25 protein-coding genes and 1 pseudogene are annotated in these 21359 nt (G+C 36.5%); 18 read left to right on the top strand and 8 right to left on the bottom strand.

Annotated features, from left to right (window positions below; translation table 11 throughout):
* Positions 1 to 48 precede the first annotated feature (48 nt).
* The 8 genes from MKX29_RS05500 (at position 49) to MKX29_RS05465 (ending at position 6219) form a co-directional block, all read left to right on the top strand.
* Positions 49 to 600: a thioredoxin family protein gene (locus MKX29_RS05500; protein ID WP_251163271.1), complete on the top strand. Its 552-nt coding sequence runs from the start codon at positions 49 to 51 to the stop codon at positions 598 to 600.
* A 13-nt stretch (positions 601 to 613) separates the two neighbouring features.
* Positions 614 to 1684 (top strand): NAD(P)H-dependent flavin oxidoreductase, encoded by a 1071-nt coding sequence (locus MKX29_RS05495; RefSeq protein WP_251163270.1) that lies wholly within the window; start codon positions 614 to 616, stop codon positions 1682 to 1684.
* 113 nt (positions 1685 to 1797) lie between these two features.
* Positions 1798 to 2310 carry a hypothetical protein gene (locus tag MKX29_RS05490; RefSeq protein ID WP_341104533.1) on the top strand — a complete coding sequence of 171 codons (513 nt, stop codon included), beginning with the start codon at positions 1798 to 1800 and terminating at the stop codon, positions 2308 to 2310.
* Between the two features lie 83 nt (positions 2311 to 2393).
* The gene (locus tag MKX29_RS05485) at positions 2394 to 2834 is read left to right on the top strand and encodes a GNAT family N-acetyltransferase (RefSeq protein WP_251163268.1); all 441 of its coding nucleotides are present in this window, start codon (positions 2394 to 2396) and stop codon (positions 2832 to 2834) included.
* Between the two features lie 222 nt (positions 2835 to 3056).
* Positions 3057 to 3713 (top strand): GntR family transcriptional regulator, encoded by a 657-nt coding sequence (locus MKX29_RS05480; protein ID WP_251163267.1) that lies wholly within the window; start codon positions 3057 to 3059, stop codon positions 3711 to 3713.
* Positions 3714 to 3757: 44 nt separating this feature from the next.
* Positions 3758 to 4162, top strand: a complete 405-nt coding sequence (locus MKX29_RS05475; RefSeq protein ID WP_251163266.1) for a CidA/LrgA family protein — start codon at positions 3758 to 3760, stop codon at positions 4160 to 4162.
* A complete protein-coding gene (locus tag MKX29_RS05470; RefSeq protein ID WP_341104531.1) occupies positions 4132 to 4824 on the top strand; it encodes an LrgB family protein in 693 nt (230 codons plus the stop codon). Before MKX29_RS05475 ends, MKX29_RS05470 begins: the two co-directional genes overlap by 31 nt.
* Before the next feature lie 204 nt (positions 4825 to 5028).
* Positions 5029 to 6219, top strand: a complete 1191-nt coding sequence (locus MKX29_RS05465) for a cytochrome P450 family protein (RefSeq protein ID WP_224938986.1) — start codon at positions 5029 to 5031, stop codon at positions 6217 to 6219.
* A gap of 300 nt (positions 6220 to 6519) precedes the next feature.
* Here the strand turns inward: MKX29_RS05465 and MKX29_RS05460 are convergent.
* Positions 6520 to 6976 (bottom strand): annotated as a pseudogene (locus MKX29_RS05460) (hypothetical protein).
* A gap of 196 nt (positions 6977 to 7172) precedes the next feature.
* Between MKX29_RS05460 and MKX29_RS05455 the strand changes: the two are divergent.
* On the top strand, positions 7173 to 7316 hold the full coding sequence (locus MKX29_RS05455) for a DUF3231 family protein (RefSeq protein WP_341104529.1): 144 nt from the start codon (positions 7173 to 7175) through the stop codon (positions 7314 to 7316).
* Between the two features lie 7 nt (positions 7317 to 7323).
* Complete coding sequence (locus tag MKX29_RS05450) at positions 7324 to 8187, top strand: DUF3231 family protein (RefSeq protein ID WP_341104526.1); 864 nt, start codon at positions 7324 to 7326, stop codon at positions 8185 to 8187.
* Positions 8188 to 8260: 73 nt separating this feature from the next.
* Here the strand turns inward: MKX29_RS05450 and MKX29_RS05445 are convergent, their stop codons facing one another.
* Complete coding sequence (locus tag MKX29_RS05445; protein WP_341104524.1) at positions 8261 to 9112, bottom strand: LysR family transcriptional regulator; 852 nt, start codon at positions 9110 to 9112, stop codon at positions 8261 to 8263.
* 135 nt (positions 9113 to 9247) lie between these two features.
* On the opposite strand from MKX29_RS05445, the gene MKX29_RS05440 reads away from it, so the two are divergent.
* Positions 9248 to 10345 carry an NADH:flavin oxidoreductase gene (locus MKX29_RS05440; protein ID WP_341104522.1) on the top strand — a complete coding sequence of 366 codons (1098 nt, stop codon included), beginning with the start codon at positions 9248 to 9250 and terminating at the stop codon, positions 10343 to 10345.
* Positions 10346 to 10834: 489 nt separating this feature from the next.
* Here the strand turns inward: MKX29_RS05440 and MKX29_RS05435 are convergent, their stop codons facing one another.
* From MKX29_RS05435 to MKX29_RS05425, 3 genes are all read right to left on the bottom strand, one after another.
* Positions 10835 to 11968: a zinc-dependent alcohol dehydrogenase gene (locus MKX29_RS05435; protein WP_251163262.1), complete on the bottom strand. Its 1134-nt coding sequence runs from the start codon at positions 11966 to 11968 to the stop codon at positions 10835 to 10837.
* A 68-nt stretch (positions 11969 to 12036) separates the two neighbouring features.
* Complete coding sequence (locus MKX29_RS05430; protein WP_251163261.1) at positions 12037 to 12528, bottom strand: DUF3888 domain-containing protein; 492 nt, start codon at positions 12526 to 12528, stop codon at positions 12037 to 12039.
* A gap of 108 nt (positions 12529 to 12636) precedes the next feature.
* Positions 12637 to 13563, bottom strand: coding sequence for a manganese-dependent inorganic pyrophosphatase (locus MKX29_RS05425; RefSeq protein WP_341104519.1), 927 nt, complete (start codon positions 13561 to 13563; stop codon positions 12637 to 12639).
* Between the two features lie 250 nt (positions 13564 to 13813).
* Between MKX29_RS05425 and MKX29_RS05420 the strand changes: the two genes are divergently transcribed.
* From MKX29_RS05420 to MKX29_RS05405, 4 genes are all read left to right on the top strand, one after another.
* Complete coding sequence (locus MKX29_RS05420) at positions 13814 to 14017, top strand: hypothetical protein (RefSeq protein WP_341104517.1); 204 nt, start codon at positions 13814 to 13816, stop codon at positions 14015 to 14017.
* A 2-nt stretch (positions 14018 to 14019) separates the two neighbouring features.
* Positions 14020 to 14766 carry a metallophosphoesterase family protein gene (locus MKX29_RS05415; RefSeq protein WP_341104514.1) on the top strand — a complete coding sequence of 249 codons (747 nt, stop codon included), beginning with the start codon at positions 14020 to 14022 and terminating at the stop codon, positions 14764 to 14766.
* A gap of 148 nt (positions 14767 to 14914) precedes the next feature.
* Entirely contained in the window at positions 14915 to 15496 is a 582-nt protein-coding gene (locus tag MKX29_RS05410; protein ID WP_341104512.1) for a class I SAM-dependent methyltransferase, read from the top strand.
* A gap of 23 nt (positions 15497 to 15519) precedes the next feature.
* Positions 15520 to 16632, top strand: coding sequence for an alpha-hydroxy-acid oxidizing protein (locus tag MKX29_RS05405; RefSeq protein ID WP_289432822.1), 1113 nt, complete (start codon positions 15520 to 15522; stop codon positions 16630 to 16632).
* On the opposite strand, the gene MKX29_RS05400 is transcribed toward MKX29_RS05405, so the two are convergent.
* The 3 genes from MKX29_RS05400 to MKX29_RS05390 all read right to left on the bottom strand — a co-directional run bounded on the left by MKX29_RS05400 (position 16612) and on the right by MKX29_RS05390 (position 19074).
* Positions 16612 to 17421: a GNAT family N-acetyltransferase gene (locus MKX29_RS05400; RefSeq protein WP_341104508.1), complete on the bottom strand. Its 810-nt coding sequence runs from the start codon at positions 17419 to 17421 to the stop codon at positions 16612 to 16614. The two genes, MKX29_RS05405 and MKX29_RS05400, sit on opposite strands and share 21 nt — an antisense overlap.
* Positions 17422 to 17432: 11 nt before the next feature.
* Positions 17433 to 18047: a glycerol-3-phosphate 1-O-acyltransferase PlsY gene (gene plsY / locus MKX29_RS05395; protein ID WP_095370658.1), complete on the bottom strand. Its 615-nt coding sequence runs from the start codon at positions 18045 to 18047 to the stop codon at positions 17433 to 17435.
* A gap of 592 nt (positions 18048 to 18639) precedes the next feature.
* Positions 18640 to 19074 (bottom strand): cell wall hydrolase, encoded by a 435-nt coding sequence (locus MKX29_RS05390; RefSeq protein ID WP_224938975.1) that lies wholly within the window; start codon positions 19072 to 19074, stop codon positions 18640 to 18642.
* A 215-nt stretch (positions 19075 to 19289) separates the two neighbouring features.
* On the opposite strand from MKX29_RS05390, the gene MKX29_RS05385 reads away from it, so the two are divergent.
* Genes MKX29_RS05385 through MKX29_RS05375 form a run of 3 tightly spaced genes read left to right on the top strand, consistent with a single transcriptional unit; the run spans position 19290 to position 21357 of the window.
* Positions 19290 to 19835, top strand: a complete 546-nt coding sequence (locus MKX29_RS05385) for an RNA polymerase sigma factor (protein ID WP_341108213.1) — start codon at positions 19290 to 19292, stop codon at positions 19833 to 19835.
* Entirely contained in the window at positions 19832 to 20293 is a 462-nt protein-coding gene (locus MKX29_RS05380; RefSeq protein ID WP_289432826.1) for a hypothetical protein, read from the top strand. The genes MKX29_RS05385 and MKX29_RS05380 overlap by 4 nt, the downstream gene beginning before the upstream one ends.
* Entirely contained in the window at positions 20290 to 21357 is a 1068-nt protein-coding gene (locus MKX29_RS05375) for a hypothetical protein (RefSeq protein ID WP_224938973.1), read from the top strand. Before MKX29_RS05380 ends, MKX29_RS05375 begins: the two co-directional genes overlap by 4 nt.
* The last annotated feature ends 2 nt before the right edge of the window (positions 21358 to 21359 follow it).

The raw sequence follows: 21359 nt of genomic DNA, 5'->3' as shown, positions 1-21359 counted from the left end.
TGGTATGATATGATTGGATAAAAACGTAAGAGGGATGTGCAAACTGAAATGGAATTAAGAGAATGGTTTGAAAAGGGTTTAACGAAAGAGCAATATCTTCATCATATGCAAGTAAACAAAGAAGGTATGCTTACCATTTATGAAGGTTTTTCACTTAGTGAAGAAGAAAAGGAAGCATTACAAGAGGTCAAGCAAAAGAATCTGCAAGCGATTGTCCTTACTGAAGATTGGTGTGGCGATGCGATGATTAATAATCCTGTTCTATTAAAAATTGCTGAGGAAATCGGTATGGAAGTACGGTTTATTCTAAGAGATAGCAACTTAGAATTAATGGATCAATACTTAACAAACGGAACAGCACGAGCAATTCCTATTTTTGTATTTATCGATGGAGCAGGTTTAGAACAAGCTGTATGGGGCCCCCGTGCACCAAGATTACAAGATTATGTGATGGAGAGAAGAACCTCCCTACCTGCTAAGGAAGATCCAAGCTTTGAACAGGCTCAAAAAGAGCTTTATAAAAGCATTGGAGAAACCTATCAATCTGATCCAAGTTTATGGCATAGTGTGGCTGAGAGCATTATTGCAAAATTAAAATAAGAGGTGAGGGGAAATGAGTTGGAACCAAAATAGAATAACAGATATGTTAAAGGCGAAATACCCAATATTCCAGGCACCAATGGCAGGAGGAGCGACGACTGTTGATTTAATTAGTAGAACCTCGATGTATGGTGGTGTTGGAAATATCGGTGCGGGTTATATGAGCCCAATGGATATGGAAACGATGATTCATGATATTCGTCAAAAAACCAATCACCCTTTTGGCATCAACTTATTTATACCTGAGAATGATATCGCTTTCACAAAAGAAGAGGAAGAAAGGGCGATTGAATCATTAGAAGTATTCCGTAACGAACTTCAAATTGATGCACCGCTTCAATTACCAAGAAAAGATCACCGCTTATTTTATGAACAGCAATTAGAAGTTGTGATGAAATCTCTTATTCCGATATGTAGTTTCACATTTGGTATTCCAGAAGAAGCAGTGATAAAAGAATTACAAAAAGAAGGAACAAAAGTAATCGGTACAGCAACATCAGTAGAAGAAGCTGTTCTCTGGGAAGAGAGAGGTTGTGACCTTCTTGTTGTACAAGGGAAAGAAGCAGGCGGTCATCGTGGTACTTTTATCGGTGATGCACTTCATTCCCTTATTCCGTTAGTTGACCTTATTCCAGCAGTTACGGATGAGATCAGTATTCCAGTCATTGCGGCGGGTGGCATAATGGATGCGTCGGATGCAGAAGTTGCCTTTCGCTTAGGAGCTGAGGGTGTCCAATTGGGTACTGCTTTTTTAGCAACAGAAGAAAGTGGCATTCATCCCGCTTATAAGAAAATGCTTGTCTCTTCTAATAAGGAAACAAGTTTGACAGAGGCCTTTTCGGGTAAATGGGCAAGAGGGATTCACAACCGTTTTATGGAACAAATGAAAAACCAAACTAGCTTACCTTATCCACTTCAAAATGACTTAACACAAGCGATAAGATTAGTGGCAGCGAAACAAAATCAGACCGACTTCATGTCACTTTGGGCAGGAGAAAGTTATCAAAAGGCTACCCTTCAATCTGTAAAAGTACTCATGGATAATCTTGTTGCAGGGTTGGATCAGCAATTGGATGATGAATAAAGATTATATTACTCACGCGTGGGAGATGAGACCACGCGTTTTTTATCTTGACAAAACCTCTTACATTTAATAAAATCAAATAATTTTTAAAAATGAAATAGTTGGAGGTTACGATGTTATTAGAAAGAGCAGGGAAACGAAAAGAGCGTGCTAAACAAATATTGAAGGAGCTTTCTTTACTTGAAAGGTGGTCTCGAATAGGAGAAGGATATGTAGTGGGGGCCTATGCTTATGATTTAATGGTCGATTGTGATATTGATATCGAAGTCTTTTGTGATGAACCTAATGCCAATCAAGTGTTTAGAATGTTAGCGGAGGTTGTTGACCACCCACAAATAGTAGACATTAAATATCACAATTACCTGAATGAATCATTTAATGGTCTCTATTTTAAGATTTTATATAAGTATGATGATCTAGAAATTTGGAAAATCGATATGTGGTTATTCCCAAAAAGTCATAAGGGACCTTTGTCTAGGGATCTTGTGAAGGATATGCAATATTCGTTAACACATGAATCAAGAACACACATCCTATCAATAAAAGAGGAACTCTCTAAGAGAGACTTAACCTACCCTTCCATTTTTGTGTATCGAGCAGTCTTAGAGGATGGGAATCATAAATAGTGAGCAATTTTACGATTGGTTAGCTGACCAAGATATAAGACAATGGACGCATTGGAAACCAGCAAGAAAAGGAGAGAAACACAGTGGAGATCAGAAAGCCAACTGAAAAAGAGGTAGAAAGTATTTTAAAGTTATCTGCTCAATCAGTCTATGAAGGTACATTAAACCGTTCTAAACCAGAAGAGCGTAAACTGAGAGGGATGGTCCAATCTATAAGAAGTAACGGGGGAGAATATCTTGTTGCTGTAGAACATGATGAATTAATGGGATGGGTGCTGCTTGGTGGAAAAAGAGACGAAATGACCGAGCAAGAAATTGGCTTCATTTATGAATTGTATGTGCAAGAAAACAATAGAGGAAAAGGAATAGGTCGGCAATTAATGATGGCAGCGATGAAGGAGCTAAGAAAACAACAGTTCAAAGAATTTCGATTAACAGCTTATCACGGCAACCCAGCCATTGGATTGTACGAGTCACTGGGATTCCAACCAAGAAATATTTCAATGGAATGGAAACAATCATGATAATCTACGGTAAGTAAGATATTTTGTTTATTGAGACTCTCATTTAGGGAGTCTTTTTCTTGTCATAATAAGTGGGTGTGAAATATATAGTGATGATAAAAAGATATCAAGCATATATTCTTTACAATCACCTATTGTTGTTTATTGCAACAACTGGTATACTTTCTTAGTTGGCATCTGGTATACCAGATGCAGATACCAAATTTTCAAAGGGGAGATTGTATGGTTTTTCAAAAGGTTGAACAACCACCTTCTTTTAAGGATCATGCCTATCGTGAAATAAAAAGGGCGATTATTCAACATGATATTGCACCAGGCTCAACGATTCATGAACGTACCTTGAGCGAAAGCCTAGGGATTAGTCGGACGCCTTTAAAGTTAGCACTTCAACAATTAGAAATGGAAGGCTGGGTACAATCATTACCGAGAAAAGGGATTTCAGTGAAAGAGATAGAGCGTAAAGATGTCAATGAAGTATTTCAATTGCGAAAAGCGAATGAAGCGCTCGTCATTGAACTTTTAATCCCATTATTAAATCAGGAGATGCTACATAAACTAGAGGAAAAGGACCAGCAACTTTTTGAATTGAAAGAGGATCCTGTCGCATTTATGTATCATGATTCTGCCTTTCATTTATTTTTGGCAGAGTTAACAAACAATGAAAGATTGTATCAAATTATTCGTAATTTAATAGATTATGTAAATTGGTATGGGTTATATATATTAAATAAAAGAGTAAGTATCGAAACGGTTTATAATGAACATCAATTGATCATAGAAGGGTTAAGGTCAGGAGATATTGATCGCACAAAAAAGGCTATGGTTAGACATCTTGATCATTTTTATTCTGAAATGATGGCCAATCTATCATCCTATTAATAGAAAGAAGGGCAGTTGCTCAGGAAAATAGAGCAGCGTGAATGATGAAAGTTTTATTGGTTATTTTACAAGTTTGTATTTTATATATTTTTTCCTTTATAGGAATCTCTATTCAGCATTTTTTCTCATTAACCATACCAGGAAATATTATTGGTATGTTGCTATTATTTGTTTGTTTATGTTTTAACATTGTGCCCGTCAAAATGATAGAGAGCGGTGCGCAGTTTCTGCTTAGTATTCTGATGTTGTTTTTTATTCCAGCAACGGTGGGGGTTATGGATTACCCAGAATTACTATCTGTGCACGGATTATTACTGATTATTGCGATATTGGTGAGTACAATGATTACAATGGCAGTATCTGGTAAAACAACCCAGTATTTTGCGAAAAAGACACAACAAAGAGAGGCGGATCAAGCATGCGAGACATCTTCTTCTCAATCTCTATGATTCTTCTCACTTTAGTTATCTACTTCGTTGTTTCATCGCTATATAAAAGGTATCCACTACCCATCTTGTTACCAATTTTGTCAGGTACAGTTCTAATGATTATTATTCTAGTAAGCTTAGGTATTTCATATGATAAATACATGGAAGGTGGGCAGTTCATTACATCATTATTAGGTCCGACCGTCGTTGCCCTAGCCTATCCATTATACAAACAACGTAATTTTTTGAAAAAATACCTTTTTACGATTATAGGTGGGGCGTTTATTGCAACTCTAACAGCGATGTTAAGTGTGGGTCTCCTTGGAAAGGCACTTCGTATTGATTCTGCACTGATCATTTCAATGCTACCAAAATCACTTACAACACCTGTCGCAATAGAAGTAGCTAAAGTGTTAGAAGGTAATGCTTCCATGGCAGTTGTCGGGGTAACGATTACGGGAATCTTCGGCGTAATTATTTCCCCTTATATTTTTAAATATTTGCGGATATACACATCTATTGGTCGTGGAATTGCACTTGGCGGCACCTCGCATGCAATGGGTACGGCAAAAGCGGCTGAATATGATGAGCTCGCTTTTTCCATTAGCTCCATTACAATGTCTATATGTGCCATTATCGGTTCAATCATCGGACCACTCATCGTTTGGATTTTGCAAATGTAAGCTTCTATTTTAATAGAGGCTTTTTTTGTTTAACGCATTCATTTTGATTGTGTTAAATATATCTTAGACGAGGGCTGAGATGGCTTTTCCTGTCAGTTAGCTATTTATCAGTTCATTTATCGTATCAGTTTACACGCAAATTAAAGGGTTTTCAACGATCGCCAAGAATAGATACAGTACAGAGTCAATAAAGGAGGAAGCGATTTGCCACAAAAAACAGATGAGATTTTCTCACATCAGTTTCATCAAAACCCTTATGATTATTACAAAGAAATTAGACCACACCAGCCATTTACAAAGGTGAAGTTATTCAGTGGTATGGAGACTTGGATGGCATTTAGTTATGAAGCGAGTGAAGCGGTGTTGAAAGATCCACGTTTTATAAAAGATATGAGAAAAGTCTATCCTGACGAAATAACAGATGAGAATATGCCACCGATTGCGAGTAGTATGTTATTTGTTGACCCGCCTGACCATAGAAGATTACGCAATCTTGTCCAATATGGCTTTACGCCTAAAAAAATTAATGCGCTTAAAGGAAGAGTAGAAGAGATTGCTCTCGAGCAAGCGGAACTAATGAAGGGAAAAGAGACGGTTGATTTTATAGAAGCGTATGCATTTCCGATTCCTATTCGTGTCATCTGTGAATTGATTGGTGTGCCTGAAGCTGATCAAATGGATTTTCAACGATGGTCACATGTGTTAGTAGATGTAATGGATCCCGAAGATCACGACGAAGCGATGGGCGAATTCATTGTTTACTTGGAAAATTTAATTGAACAAAAAAAACTTTCTCCGCAGGCGGATTTACTTTCTGATTTAATTCGAGCGGAGGAGGATGGGGATAAATTATCGAAGCGTGAGCTAATCGGTGTCATCATGTTATTAATCGTAGCAGGGCATGAGACAACAGTAAATTTAATCGCCAACGGGTTACTCGCCTTATTGTCACATCCAGATCAGCTACAATTATTAAAAGAAAACCCAGACTTGATGCCACAGGCAATTGAAGAACTTTTACGATATAACGGGCCAGTTGAGTTCAGTACGGACCGTTGGGCAAGTGAGTCTTTTACCTTTATGGGCCAGGAAATTGCAAAGGGTGATCATGTCATTGTTTCTCTTGCTTCAGCTGATCACGATCCGCAAGTTTTCTCAAATCCAGAGCGGTTAGATATTACAAGAGAGAAGAGCCCACATATTGCCTTCGGAAAAGGAATTCATTATTGCTTAGGTGCACCATTGGCAAGATTAGAAGGGGACATCGCTTTACGTATATTATTGCAGACCTTTCCCAAAGTAAGCTTAGCTGTCCCCGAGTCTGAACTAGAGTGGAGACAAAGTATCATTATTCGTGGGTTAAAAACCATGTTTATTAACTTAAATAATAACTAAAAAACTAAGAGGATAAACAAAAATTTCTTTGTCCTTGGATTTTTATTGATAAATTACAAAAAATGACGTGTGAATAGGTACACGTCATTTTCCTTTTTTTTCTATTTTAGTTTCTTTCTTAGTCTTGACTCTCTATTTAATATAGGACAATAAGTATTATATACCGATTCTCATGCCACTTGGAATGACGGTCAATAAAAGAAATATTATGTGTTTGTGCCATACTTTCTAACAATGAAGAAGGAAAATCAGAAGCGGAAGTGTGGATTGGGAGGCACAATGTTTCTACGTCGTTAGCATTTAATTATTACTTAAAAGTATTAACTTCATAAATATATTTCCTATAATTATTCCAGGAATTACACATAACATTGGTAACCAAACAGGTCCCAATAGTATACCGAAAATCGTAAAGTCTACTGAAAATAACAAACCAGCTGTAACAAGATAAGCCGAAAACACAAATGGAATGAATGAATATTTATTTCCTGCACCAGATTCTTGATAAGCATCCCAAATCGCATAGAAATATAAACAAGGATAAAACATAAGCCAGTGATAATTTGTTTGTTCTATAGCCATAGGAATATCCCCTTTAAAACTATATATAATGGCTTCATTAAAGTGTGATTTAATATTTTATAAATATTTCTAGTATGAGAAAAACGGTGCCCTTAAATAGTTTTCCATTTAAATATTGACCAAGTCCTGGTAAAGCAATACTCCATAATATTTTCTCTAGTGGAGAATATTTCATGCTGTTCCACCTTTACGAGTTATCATTTTCAAACTCCCAATAAATTATGAGTTTAAGTTAATTATTACCTTTATTCTTTTTAAAACAGGGTTTATTAAAATGCAATTGAATTTCCTTTTTATCCTTAGTAACTTTAACATCGAATATTACTTGGTGAATGGGACACCTTATGAGTAAAAGCTGCGAGGAGTAAAAAATGAACAATACATCTAAAGCAAAATTAACGTCTGCTGAGATTGCTGCATTATGGACACAGTATATGAACGAAACGGCAAGTATTTGTATTCACAAACATATGTTGGAACATATAGAGGATACTGAAATTAAGAAGTGTATTTGAATATGCAATGGCCCTTAGCCACGAACATACACGAAAAATTAAAGAGTTCTTTAAAAGTGAAAGTTTTCCGATTCCCATTGGATTTTCTGACAATGATTACATACCAAATGCCCCTCGACTTTTCTCTGATGTTTTTTGTTTAAATTATTTAAACATTATGTCCATACATGGTTGTAATGGTTATAGTGGTGCAGTAACTACATGTACTAGAGTAGATGTTCGAAATTATTTTAGTGAATGTATAACCACTTCAGTTGAATTGTGTAATCAAACGAAAAATTTACTTTTAGAAAAAGGATTGTATTTGCGCCCACCTGTGATTAATCCTCCAGATAGAGCAGAATACATAGATGATAAAAGTTACTTAACGGGGTGGTTGGGAGAAAAAAGGCCGTTAAGCTGTATTGAAATAGCAGATATTTATTTTAATTTGAAAAAAAGCATATTTGCTAAGGCATTTGTAGTTTTTGCACATCAAGTGGCAAAATCAAAAGATGTAAAAAAATTTTTAAAGAAAGCTGTAAAGACTAAAGAGAAGCATGTAAGGACATTTTTTGAAGTTTTTCTAGCAGAAAACCTCCCGAATCCGTCTATTTTTGATGCAGAAATTACAGATTCGACGAACTCACCATTCTCTGAAAAACTCATCATGTTCCAAGTAGGATTTTTATTTTCAACAGCAATGGTGTATTACGGGACCGGTTGGGCTACTTCACCAAGAAGGGATTTAACACCAAAATATATGAAAGCAATTGCTGATGATCTAGAAATTGGTAAAGAATGGATTGATTTAATGATTAAGAATCGTTGGATCGAACAACCCCCATTGTCTGAAGATAGAAGTAAATTAGCAGAACAAAAAAATGAATAGCTACCAATAGGTGGCTTTTTCTTCTTAATACTAATAGGAAGGCAAATAAAAAAAGAGCTAAGAAGCTCTTTTTTTATTCCCAATGACTTGCATGCTCTTGAACGATTTCCATCATGCACTTTATCGATGGAGAAATCCATTTATCTTTATGATGCGTCATATAAGTTGAAATTGACGATTGCTTATTAGATACTTTTTCCCCCTTAAACACCCCATTTTTCAATTCCTCTTTCACTGAGAACAAAGGCACTAATGATATGCCCAACCCATGTTTAACACAATGCTTAATGGCTTCAATGCTCTGAAACTCTATACTAGCTTCAATATCTAACTGGTTAAATTTTATATACTCATCAAAAACAGACTTGTAACTACATCGTAAATCAGCATACAATGCGGTTCTAGAAAAGCCTTTTTCATTGGGACTAATTAATACCATTTTCTCTCTAATCAATTCCTTAATAAATAGATTTTCATTAATCCAATCTTCTTTTTCCAAAATGAGTGCTAAATCAATATCTCCGCTTTGTAGACTCTTAGTAACATCATAGTTCTCTATTGATTTGACATGTAAATTAACCTTTGGATATCTCTGTTTAAATTCAAGTAGAATAAGTGGAATTCGACAGATGGTCAACGATTCAGATATACCAATGGTTAGTTGACCAAGTGGTTCTTTATCTATATTTAAAGATTGATTGTAAAGTTCAATAATTTGGGTAGCATATGGATAGAATTGTTTTCCAAAATGCGTTAAAACTACCTTTTTTCCTAATCGGTCGAACAAAGGATTGTCTAACTCTTTTTCTAGCTCTTTAATGTGTGTTGTAATAGAGGATTGTGAATAGCCTAGGTGTTGGGCTGTTCTATTAAAACTACCTTTTTCTACAATGGTTTTAAATGTAATCAATTGACGTAACTCCATATTTATAACCCCTTATGTTAGTTCAATATTATTGAATGTTTAATTTTAATATATTCATTTTACTAAACTACATACTTCATTTAAGCTATTTACTAAGAAGTTGTCAATTATCAATTCAACAGGAGGAATCTTAAGATGGATAAAAATATTTTGTTTCAATCATTCAACATCAACAATACAGAACTTAAAAATAGAGTAGCGGTTGCACCTATGACGCGAATTAGTGCAGACCAAGAAGGTTTCATTACAGACAAGATGATTAAATACTACCGTTCTTTTGCAGAGGGTGGCTTTGGGCTAATTATTACGGAAGGCACCTATATAGATGAAAAGAACAGTCAGACGTATCAGTTTCAACCGGGTATTGCATTGGATGGACAAGCGAAAGAATGGAAGAAAATTGCTGACGCTGTTCATTCAGAAGGTGGAAAAATCTTCATGCAATTACAACATACCGGACCACTTTCACAAGGAAATCGATTTACTGAAGAAACCATAGCGCCATCCGCTGTTCAACCGAAAGGAGAGCAATTAAAATTCTATCTTGGAGAAGGCGCTTTTAAACGGCCAAGAACCATTACAAAAGAGGAAATGGTGGATGTTAAATATAGCTTTGTAGAGGCGGCAAAAAAAGCAAAATCTGCTGGTTTTGATGGTGTAGAATTGCATGGTGCAAACGGCTATTTATTAGATGCTTTTTTAACAGAGTACACGAACGTTCGGACAGATGAATATGGGGGGAGCACCGAAAATAGAGTACGGTTTCTTGTTGAAGTTGCCAACGGTGTAACGGAAGCCGTTGCGGATGAGCAGTTTATTGTTGGGATGAGAATTTCACAATCACAAGTCAATGACTACTTTTATAAGTGGTCAGGCAAAGAAGTAGATGCAGAGATCATATTTAGTGCATTAGGTAAGTCAGGATTAAATTATATTCACGTAACAGAATTTGAAGCTTGGCAACCTGCCTTCGAAGGTAGTGAGACTTCTCTTGTATCGCTTGCAAAAAAATACAGCGAATTACCGATAATCGCAAATGGACAACTCGAAAATGTAGATCGAGCAATTGAAATGTTAACCGATGGAGGTGCAGATCTAGTGGCTCTTGGTAAAGGAGCCTTAGCTGATCATGATTGGGTTAAAAAGGTTCAGCAAGGTGAAGCACTTTCTACATTTAATGCCGAAGCAACACTTCATCCCATAGCCAATATAAAGGATTTTGAAATAGAATAATACTAACTTGATCAATGATCACGTTTGGGCTATATAACTAATAAGGCTTTAATTTAAGAAGAGACAAAAGTATAACAAAGAAAACTTGCAAATTTAGGCGGGTTTTCTTTGTTATATTGATAGAAAAGTCTAAAAGGCTGTCATTTTGATGTATTTATATATAAACTTAAAACCAGTATCTTTATGTCTTTATCTGTCCTTTATTAAAATCTTTAGGGACTTTTAGTGAGCTTGTATCCACTCGCAATATAGACAGTACTTCCATTAACAGTGCATTTGAGAGGAATTCATTTCTATTTTGTTTGTCATATAACAATACTTTCTCTGGGGGTTATAAAATTTTGTATCATTTACTTATCGAATGTATAGATTAAAAATTTGCGCTATCTAATTGCCTCATATTATGCAAGAAGTGTGGTCAAACAGGTAACTCTCAAATAAATGTAAAGCCATCTTTCCATTATGAGCGTCCAATTTCATTTTCATTATTTACGGTTTTAATACGACCTTTATACATTGATCTTCGTGGTTATTAAAAATCTGGTATCCATGACTGGCATCTGCTAAAGAGATTTTATGTGTGATAATTTCTTTAGGATTAAGCTTTTCTTCTTGTATCATTTGATAAAGTTCTGGCATTAGATGAATGACAGGAGCTTGCCCCATTTTAAGCTGTATATTTCTGACCCAAAATGAACCAAGTGGAAATGCGTTATAATTGCCACCATATACGCCAGTCAATTGAACTGTTCCGAATTTCCTTACGGCTTTTGTGGCAATTTGGATGGGTCCTAAAGTGCCGCCTTGTAATTTAAGTTTCTGTTCAAGAAATTCTACTGGAGATTTTTTTCCGTCCATACCAACGCAATCGATGACAACATCCGCACCACCATTGGTGATTTCTTTCAAATGCTCCCCCATATCAGGATACTTTGTAAATTCAAATGTTTCTACTTTGTTCATTTTTTTTGCATGATTCATTCGATAGTCCAAATAATCGATTGCAATTACTCTTTTGGCTCCCATCATCCAGGCAAATTTTTGAGTCATTAGCCCAACTGGTCCGCAACCAAGAACGATTACTGTATCTCCTTTTTTTACTCCAGAGTGAAGTACACTCCAATAGGCAGTAGGTAATACGTCAGATAAAAAAAGCAGAGATTCATCTTCTAATTCACAATCTTTAGGCACAATAAATGGGGTGAAATTTCCAAATGGAACTCTCAAATATTCTGCTTGTCCTCCAGGATAGTTACCGAATTTTTCTGCATAGCCAAAGTATCCACCTGAATCATAATGAGGGTTAGAATGATCGCATTGGCTTTCCATTTGGTGTTCGCAGTAGAAACAATGTCCACATGATACGTTAAAGGGGATAACAACCCGATCGCCTTTTTTAACCCTTGTCACATCTGGACCTACTTCTTCTACGATTCCCATTGGTTCGTGACCAATTATATAGCCTTCCGGTAGTGGCATATTTCCCTGATATAAGTGAAGGTCTGATCCACAAATAGCCGTTGAAGTTATTTTTACAATAAGATCGTCTTTCTTTTCTATCTTTGGATCGGCTACCTTTGTTACTGCTACTTTTTTAGGTCCCTGGTATGTGACAGCTTGCATGGTTATCACCTCTAAATGTTTTAATACTTATTCTTTCAAATGTGTAGGCTATTATGCAAAAAAACGCCTTATTCGGCGTTTTTGTTTGTTTCTGTTTTTTCTTTAGGGTCATGATGTTTAAACTCGATTAATTCAACTTTAGAACCTGCCACAGCTTGCTGGCTAAATACTTTGTTGTTATCAAGTGGTGTGACACCAAAGCTGATTTTATCAATACCAGCGGGTTCCGTCTGATCACCTTCGTAAGTATTGACGATGAAAGTTAATATATAGGGGTGACTCAGTTTATTTTCTTCTTTAGATTGTACGATTTTTACCAGTGCATGAGGGTGCTGACCTTTTGTATGATACTGCACCTTCATGGAATTGTTTTTGTAATAGTTGCTGACGGCTTTATTAATCTCTTCATCAAATTGGTCGAATAGAAATTGGTTAAATGCCTCATGCATCCCGTGCATTTTATGATTTCGGTGTTTATGGTGGCCCTCGGCATTCGCTATAGGAGTCATGACACTAGTTGCAAGAAAAACAATGGACATAAATGTTAGGATTTTTTTCATCATATTACCTCCTTTTTATTAAAATTTGTATATATATCCTTTTTTATACATATATTTTTCCATAAAAAAAGTATCCTCTTTTTGCAATGAGGATACTTTTATAAATAATTAAGCTAATACATTTGTTAATGGTGGTACGATTTGTTTCTTACGAGAAACAACACCTTTTAGTAGAGCTTGATTATCTACTAAAATGACTTCAAATGCTTGTTCCACAGCTTTTACTTGGGATCCAAGAGCAATAGCCATTGAATCATTGTTAAGGATATCTGTTAATACAAATAGGAATAAATCTAATTCTTTATCAACAATCGTTGTCATCATTGCGGCTTCTATTTCCGTTTTACGTTTAAGGACATCGTCTAAATCGACAGCGTTTACTTGAGCGATATAAGCTTTGTTTTCACCTAATTGAAATTCTTTTACATCAAGTGTGATCAATTGATCAACAGTTTTTTCACTTAAGTCTGCACCGGCTTTAAGCATTTCCAAACCATATACTTGTGGGTTGACACCAGCAATTTCAGCCAACTCTTGAGCGGCTTTTACATCTTGTTCTGTGCATGTCGGTGATTTGAAAAGTAAAGAGTCAGAAATGATAGCTGAAAGCATCAAACCAGCAATGTCTTTTTTAATCTCTATACCATTCTCTTTATAGATTTTGTTTAAAATGGTTGCTGTACAGCCGACTGGCTCTGCACGGTAGTATAGAGGATCGCTTGTTTCAAAGTTGGCAATACGATGATGGTCAATGACTTCAAGAATTTGGACATCACGAATATCATCTGCACTTTGTTGAAATTCGTTATGGTCAACGAGAATGACTTCTTTTACATCGCTAGCTACTTTTTCTACATAGCGTGGCGCCGCTTGCTTGAAATAGTCTAATGCGTATTGTGTTTCTCCGTTAATTTCGCCAAGGCGAACTGGTTCTGCATCCATACCTAATTCTTTTTTGAGATCTGCATAGGCAATTGCAGAGCAAATCGTATCAGTATCTGGGTTTTTATGACCGAAAATATATACTTTTGACATCGTTCGTCTCCTTGATTAAAAGATTATTCATTGCTATTTTAACATAAATTTTAGCAGTAAACATGGCAAGAACACAATACATTCATGTTTAATTCGTAGAAAAGAAATGGAAGGAAGAGAGGGGGAGTTCTTAGTAATTGCTAAACCCTTTACTGCTCAGTGAAAGAGGAGTAGACTTTTCGTAATGAATTGTCGTTTGTTGGCAATAGAGAGGTATTGCCCTCCTCGGTGGTAAGTGAGGAAGTGGCAAATGAAAGGACGCGGAGCTCTTAAAGGAATCTCAAGTGAGATCGTCGCAAAAGAAGTAATCACTGACTTCAGGGAAAGAAGTACAATTGAGATAGTCACAGAAAGAAGAATCGCCCCTCTTGAACAAAATAGAGTAACCAATTCAACAATAATACTGCTATATATGACAAAATACTATATTCAACACGCACGAAGGAGGAAATGACCATGGCCATTGCAATTATTTCAGATATTCATGGTAATTTGACAGCTTTAGAAGCGGTCCTACATCACATAAAAGAAAGAAAAATAGATAAGATTTTTTGCTTAGGTGATTTAATTGGTAAGGGTCCGAGTGGTTTAGAGGTAGTACATAAAATAAGAGAAACATGTGATATGGTACTGCAAGGGAATTGGGATGATTTTATTACAAAGCCAATTGATAGTGAAGAAATCGAGTGGCATCAGAAGCAGCTTGAGGGAGAAGCTATGGACTATTTACAGAGTTTACCCTTCCATTATGATTTTTATATGAGTGGAAAATATATACGACTTTATCATGCTTCAGCAAAAAGTGTTTATCACAGAATCATCCCAATGAAGGCCACGACCAAAGAGAAAAATGAGATGTTTGAAATAAGTGAATGGATAAAGCCGCTTGAACAAGAGAGGAAGCCTGATGTAATTGGATTCGGAGACATTCATGCTGCGCTCATTGAACCAATTCAACCGCAAAGAACATTATTTAATTGTGGCAGTGTCGGTAATTCATTAGATATTCCACAGGCAACTTTTGCGATTATGCATGGCAATTATCAATCTAAACAAGAAGGTCCCTTCTCAATTGAAATAGTGAGGATTCCTTATGATATAGAAAGAGAAATACATCAAGCTGAAATAATGGGGATGCCCAATGTTGCAGCCTATGCTCTCGAGCTACGTGAAGCGAGATATCGAGGAGCACCAACAAAATAATGAAGGGAGCGATACAGTGGAATATCGGGGATCATCCGTTTATGAAAAGGATGAATTTTTACAAAATGATTTGAAAAGAAGAATGCGTAAAGATAGCCCTTTTGAATTTACTAGGTGACATGACCAATAAAGATGTACTTGAACTTGGGTGTGGGGCTGCCACTTTAGCAAAAAAATTGGCACCATCTACTCGATCTTATACAGGGATAGAGATGGTTCGCAAAAAATGTTAGAATTGGCTCTAAAAAACCTCGCAGGTATTCCTAATGTAAAATTAACTCATGCTAGTTTAGAAACATATGACTTTAAAAAAGAAACTTATGATTGTATCTTTTCACAATTAACGCTTCACTATCTTGAAGATTTCAAACAAATTTGCGAGAATATTTATAACAGTTTGCGAACGGGTTGCGAATTTGTCTTTAGTGTACAGCATCCGGTCCTTACAAGTGCTTTCATTAGCGGTGGAGGTAAGCGAGGAAATTGGGTAGTGGATGATTACTTTCTAATTGGTGAGCGGGTAGAGCTGTGGATTGATGAAAAAGTTGTGAAGGTTTATCGGACAATCGAACAGTATTTTAAAATATTGCAAGATTGCCAATTTAATATTATAAATCTTAGTGAAGCTACACCAGACAAATCATCATTCTCTTCAGAAAAAGAGTGGAAAAGATGCCAAAGGATCCCACTATTCCTACTCTTCGCATGTGAAAAAAGGCGCCGCAAATGAGTTTAACAAAAGGAGATAGACAGATGAATATTGAGGTTCCAGCCGTTTTCCCTGTTTCATACCAATCATTAGAACAAGAAGCAAAAAAAATCATGTCTAAGGGTGCATATGGATACGTCCGCTCGGCAGCAAGTAATGAGGAAACATTAAGAAAGAATACAACAGCTTTCGAAAAATGGTCAATTCTACCTCGAATGCTTAGAAATGTAGCAGATATAGATATGAGTGTGACATTAGGAGAGCATACTTACCCATACCCCATTTTTATTGCCCCGGTCGGCATGCAAAAATTGACACATGAAGAAGGGGAGTTGGCTACTGCTAGAGCGGCGAAAACAATCGGAGTTCCTTTTATCCAGAGTACAGTCTCTAGCTACTCGATTGAGGAGATCAAGGCGGCAACAGTAGATAGTCCAAAGTGGTTTCAGCTTTATTGGTCGAGGAATGAAGAGGTTTCATTCAGTATGGTAGAGAGAGCTGAAAGCGCAGGTTATGAAGCGATTGTCGTGACTGTTGATACAATCATGACAGGCTGGAGAGAAACGGATATCGCTACACAATTTTCTCCGCTAAAAGAGGGTTACGGTAAAGCAAATTACGAATCAGATCCAGCCTTTATGCATGCGCTTGGTGAGAAGACTGACCATGAATCTATTATTCAATCTGTTTTAGATAATATTCATTATCCTGAAATGAATTGGTCGCATATTGCAGCATTAGCAAAAAGAACGTCCTTACCTATCTATATTAAAGGTATCCTTCATCCAGAAGATGTACAATGTGCAATAGAGGCAGGCGCATCAGGGCTCATTGTTTCTAATCATGGTGGCAGGCAATTAGATGGAACAGTTGCTGCGCTAGATGCATTGCCTGCCGTTGTTAAAGCAGCTAATCAAAAAGTGCCAGTAGTATTTGATAGTGGTATTCGCCGCGGGACGGATATAGTAAAGGCATTGGCACTAGGCGCAGCAGCTGTATGTATTGGTCGACCGTTTGTATATGGTTTAGGTATTGACGGCCAAGTAGGGGTTGAAAAAGTATTAGAAAACTTAATAGAAGAAACGAGAATCACCATGTCCCTAGCTGGCATTGCAAGAGTGAAAGACTTAACTCAGTTAAAATTGATAAGAGAATAATTTTAACCGTGCACTCAGCTCAAATCCAGCTGATTGATATAACTTGATCGCCTGATGATTATCAAGCGATACGCATAACGTGATTTTATCTATGTTTTCATACTGGAAGAGTGTTTCAAGCGCAGCCTCAATGAGCTGTCGCCCTCTTCCTTTTTTTCTTGCTTTAGGACATACAGCAAGGAATTCAATCTGCCCTTCACCAAAGTGTGGTGCAGCTTCGAGATATACATAGCCCTGTAATTGGCCATTTTCTGTCAATAGAAGCAGTTTATGATGCTGATCCAACAGTTTTAGTATCTCTTCTCCTGACAAATAAGTTTGCGGAAAAGTTGCTTCGTGTAGTAGCAGAAAATCGTTTCGATACTGCTCATGATAGCTGTGACAGATATTTTGGAAAATCCCTCGCTTTGCTGCGAGTATGGCATGATTTCCTTGGTGAGTGGCATTGATTGATTGTAAAAAATGTAAGGTGCTATTATTCTTTTCGTTCACAAAAAACGATAATTGCTGTAGCTTATTTTCATAGGAGTTTACAACTTGGTTCCACAAATCTTTTTTTACCTCATGATTCTTGGCAAAGGGACCCCATACTTCTGCACTCCGGTCAGCTTCATCAATATCTAATCCTATGGCAGCTTCAATTTCACCCTCATATTCATAAGTGATAAAATAAGGCTTTATTTCTTGTATATCATGGAGAATGTCCTCTTCCTTTTCTCCACAAAAGCCGATATGATGCTTGTCTAATTGATTTAAATCAGCGATGAATTTCGCTAACTGTTTAGTCATAACAGACCTCCTTAAGCTTGTTTAGGCGGCAGACGGTCATCTTTAATTTTCTTATCATTAATTTTAGGCTCCCTCTGCAGTAAATGATTGCGAATATTTGAACGGTGTAAATAAATGAGTAACAATAAAAATAGGAAAAAGATCCATTCATTTTTTTGTAGTGGTGAAAGGGTGGCGTATAAGAAAAGAGCAACCCCTACAGAAATGGAACCATAGTAAAGATATTTAGTGATAGAAACCACGGCAACAAAGGTGATATAGGCAATTAGAAATAACCAGATATTCGCGACCAAAAGCACACCAGCAGTTGTAGCAATGGCTTTTCCTCCACGAAAACCAGCGAAAATAGGGAAGCAATGTCCAACAACTGCAAACAAACCAATAATCAGTGGATCACCGCCTGTTTGAAGTAACAAAGGGAGTGAAGCAGCAAGTGCACCTTTACCTATATCAATAATTAAAACAGTAACCCCTGCTCTTTTTCCTAAAACCCGAAGTGTATTCGTTGCGCCGGGATTGTTGCTACCATATTCACGAATATCAATGCCAAAGAAAAGTTTACCTACAAGCAAGGCAGTAGGTATCGAGCCAATGAGATAAGATAGTAATAAAATAAATAAGTCCATAGCTAATCTCCTTATCAAGAAAATTCTAACATTACTAATTTTACCATATTAGTCTATGCGAAAATATCCTATAAAATAATAAATAAATATTAAAATAATGTCTATCTTTGTCAAAATGAAAGAAGCTATTTAGTGTAAAATAACAGTGTGATAGATGGGATGGCAGAAAATTATAAAAATGATTCTCGTTAGGAGAATTACATCATTCAACTAGACTGTTTAAAAGTCAGGGGTGGGATTGGGTATTTCGATTGAATAACTTTTGCGATATCCTCATGGTGAGGAATAACAATTAAGTAACCGGCTTCTTTTTTGAAAGGGGCGTTATGTTTTTTTGTTTCTTAGTAGTTCCGTCAAACGTTTTTTCTCTCCTCAGATGATATCTGTTCTTCGATTACTAATAGCTAATCTCTATTTTAAATAAAAATGTAGCTTGAACAAAAGTTAAACCCTCGATAAAGACATTGCTTCAATCTACGCGAAAAAATTAATTCCTAAGGGTTATAAATGGCGATTCTTTCGTAAATAAATCAACGAACTTAAACAAACAACAAAAAACACCCCTTTTTGGGATGTTCTTTGTTGTTCTCTTTTACACATAAACACTGTCACATGTGTTAGCGATTGGCTCATAATAGCAGTGATTTTTAAACTGGCCGGCAAAAGGTTGGTTATACCAAGTAGGCGGGCAGGGAGCATATGGATTGAAATACCAGAGTGCATATTTAGCAGGGTGTTCACGCCAATATTTCAAATTTTTCTCGGCGAGTCTTTTTTCTGTGCTCCTTGCTCTGTTGTAAAAGAGGTTCCCCTTCTGCACGGCTTCGAATGAATAATTACCACCTTGTACATGATAAATGACATCCTCGATTGTTCGAACATCTCTAAAATCAAGACAGTCAGCGATTGCACGATTAACGATTACATTGCCTACGTATAACATTCCTTGCTTTCCTTCACCCTCAGCTTCGGCTCTCATCATCCTTGCCATTAAATCTACGTCGGAACTTGTATAAGCTACTCTCATGCTGTTCTCACCTCATAGATAAGAATATGAAGATAAAGTAATATTCATGATTGAAAATGTCTAGAACCCCGTATTTTGCAAAATATAAGTATAGTCAAGCAGGCTAATTTTTGCTTGAATAAAGCTAGTGAAATTATTTTTATCTTTTGTGTAGGGGAAAGATGATTGTTTAACGTCTATTATGATGGAAGCTAAAAAGAAAGGGGGAGAGTGACATTAGCGACCAAGTTCTTATCCAAAAAATATTAGATGGCAACGACCATGCTTTCCGATTACTTGTCGAAAAATACCGCAATGAACTTTTTAAAGTTACGTTTGCGGTATTACGTGATCGGAATGCTGCTGAAGATGCCGCACAAGAAGTGTTTTTGAAAATCTATCACTCTCTCCCCCAATATGAGGATCAAGGTTTTAAAACATGGATGAAACGAATCGCCGTCAATCACGCCATTGATATGAAAAGAAAAAAAGAACGACAGCGTGAAGACATAATGGATGTGATTGATTTTGATAGAAGGGAATCTTCACATGGTAATATTGAAACAAAGTTCATGAGGAAAGAAACGGTTGAGTTAGTAAGACAACGTATCCATCAATTGCCAGAAGGCTATCGACATGTCATTTATGATTTTTATATAAACGAAAAAACCTATCAACAGATGGCAGATGAGCAAAATGTGCAGGTGAAGACCATCGAAACAAAATTATACCGAGCACGTCAATGGATGAAAAAGCATTGGAAGGAGGACGATTTTTCATGAAACATTACAGTTATGAACAATGGACGAAATATGTGAAGAATGAATTAGATGGTGAAGATAAAATTCTTTATGAGGACCACCTCTATACCTGCGATCAATGCTTGGAGGTCTATCTGACGGCAATTGAGGCAGAGGAACTCCCAGATATTATAGATGGAACAGCTTTTACCGACAACATTATGGCTCAATTGCCAAATGAAAATAATAAACAAGATACAAAGAATGACAATTTCTCTCGTAAAGCCACTGCTTTCTATAAAAAAACAATTTTTCATTATGGGATAGCGGCAGCGATGACTTTAATACTTATGTCAACGGGCTTTTTCCAAACGCTCACACAATATGCTGGTGATGTGGAGAGTAAACAGTTTAAAGAAGATAAAGCATCTATAACAGAAGGAATTATGGATAAAACATTTGCTTGGATGGATACAAAGAAGGAGGAGGATAAAAAATGAAAAACCCTTTATTGGCATTCTTATTAGGTTTTTTTCCTGGAGGAGGTCTTTTATATTTAGGCGTATTCCTCCGCGGGTTGGCCTATCTAATAGGTGAATTTGCCCTTATTGCCTTTACGTTTTTCATGCTTTCGGTTGGGGTAGGAGGCGAAATTATACTTGTTGTCTTTGCTGGTGTCATTCTTTATATTATTAATCTCGTCGATACAGCTATTATGGCTTCAAAGTTGCTAAAGAATAAACAAGACCCGTCCTCTAAAGTCGGAGAAGAACTGGATTATGAACGGTTCCGTACTATTCTTTTATCTTTTATTCCAGGAGTGGGACATTTTCATTTGGGATTAATGAATAGAGGGATTACCTTACTAACGGCTTCACTTGGTTTCTGTATTATGGTTTTGTTTGTCGCTTTTTTAACTGATCGTGGAGAATTTATGGTCTTTCTTTTACTATTCCCAGTAATATGGGTATACAGTTTCTTTGATGCGATTCAACAATTAAATAAAAAGCAAAAAGGGGAAGAGCTCGTAGACAGAACTTTATTAGAAGATATAGAAAGAGGAAGAGAAGAGGGCCGTAAAAGTAAAGGACTTGCTACTTTCTTATCTATTTTCCCGGGAGCAGGTCATTTGTATTTAGGACTACAGCGAAGAGGGATTCAATTAATGGCTGCATTTCTTTTCTCTATCTATATTTTGGACGTTCTGCGTTTAGGGATTTTCCTGTTTCTCATACCAATTATATGGTTTTATAGCTTTTTCGACGGTTTACAAAAATCCTCACGCTATGGAGAAGAAGAGTTAGAAGATGTACCGATTGTTTCTTATTTTGAAAATCATCAAAAATGGTTAGGCATAGGGTTGGTTGTAGTTGGTTTGTATTATTTGACAACAAATGTCTTATTGCCGGCTTTTGCACCAAGTATTATTGAAGTGTTGAATATTGACGTCTGGTACTGGTTTAATCGCTATTTCCAAACAGCTATTGTATGTATCGTTTTAATCGGTGGCGGGTTAAAGCTCTTATCTGGAACAAAAGAAAAGAAAAAAATGAAGAAGGGGTGAAG

The sequence above is a fragment of the Cytobacillus sp. FSL R7-0696 genome, from assembly GCF_038006865.1.
Taxonomy (GTDB): Bacteria; Bacillota; Bacilli; order Bacillales; family Cytobacillaceae; genus Cytobacillus; species Cytobacillus kochii.
The sequence above is the reverse complement of the archived record's forward strand: the minus strand, read 5'-3'. Positions and strand labels throughout refer to the sequence as shown.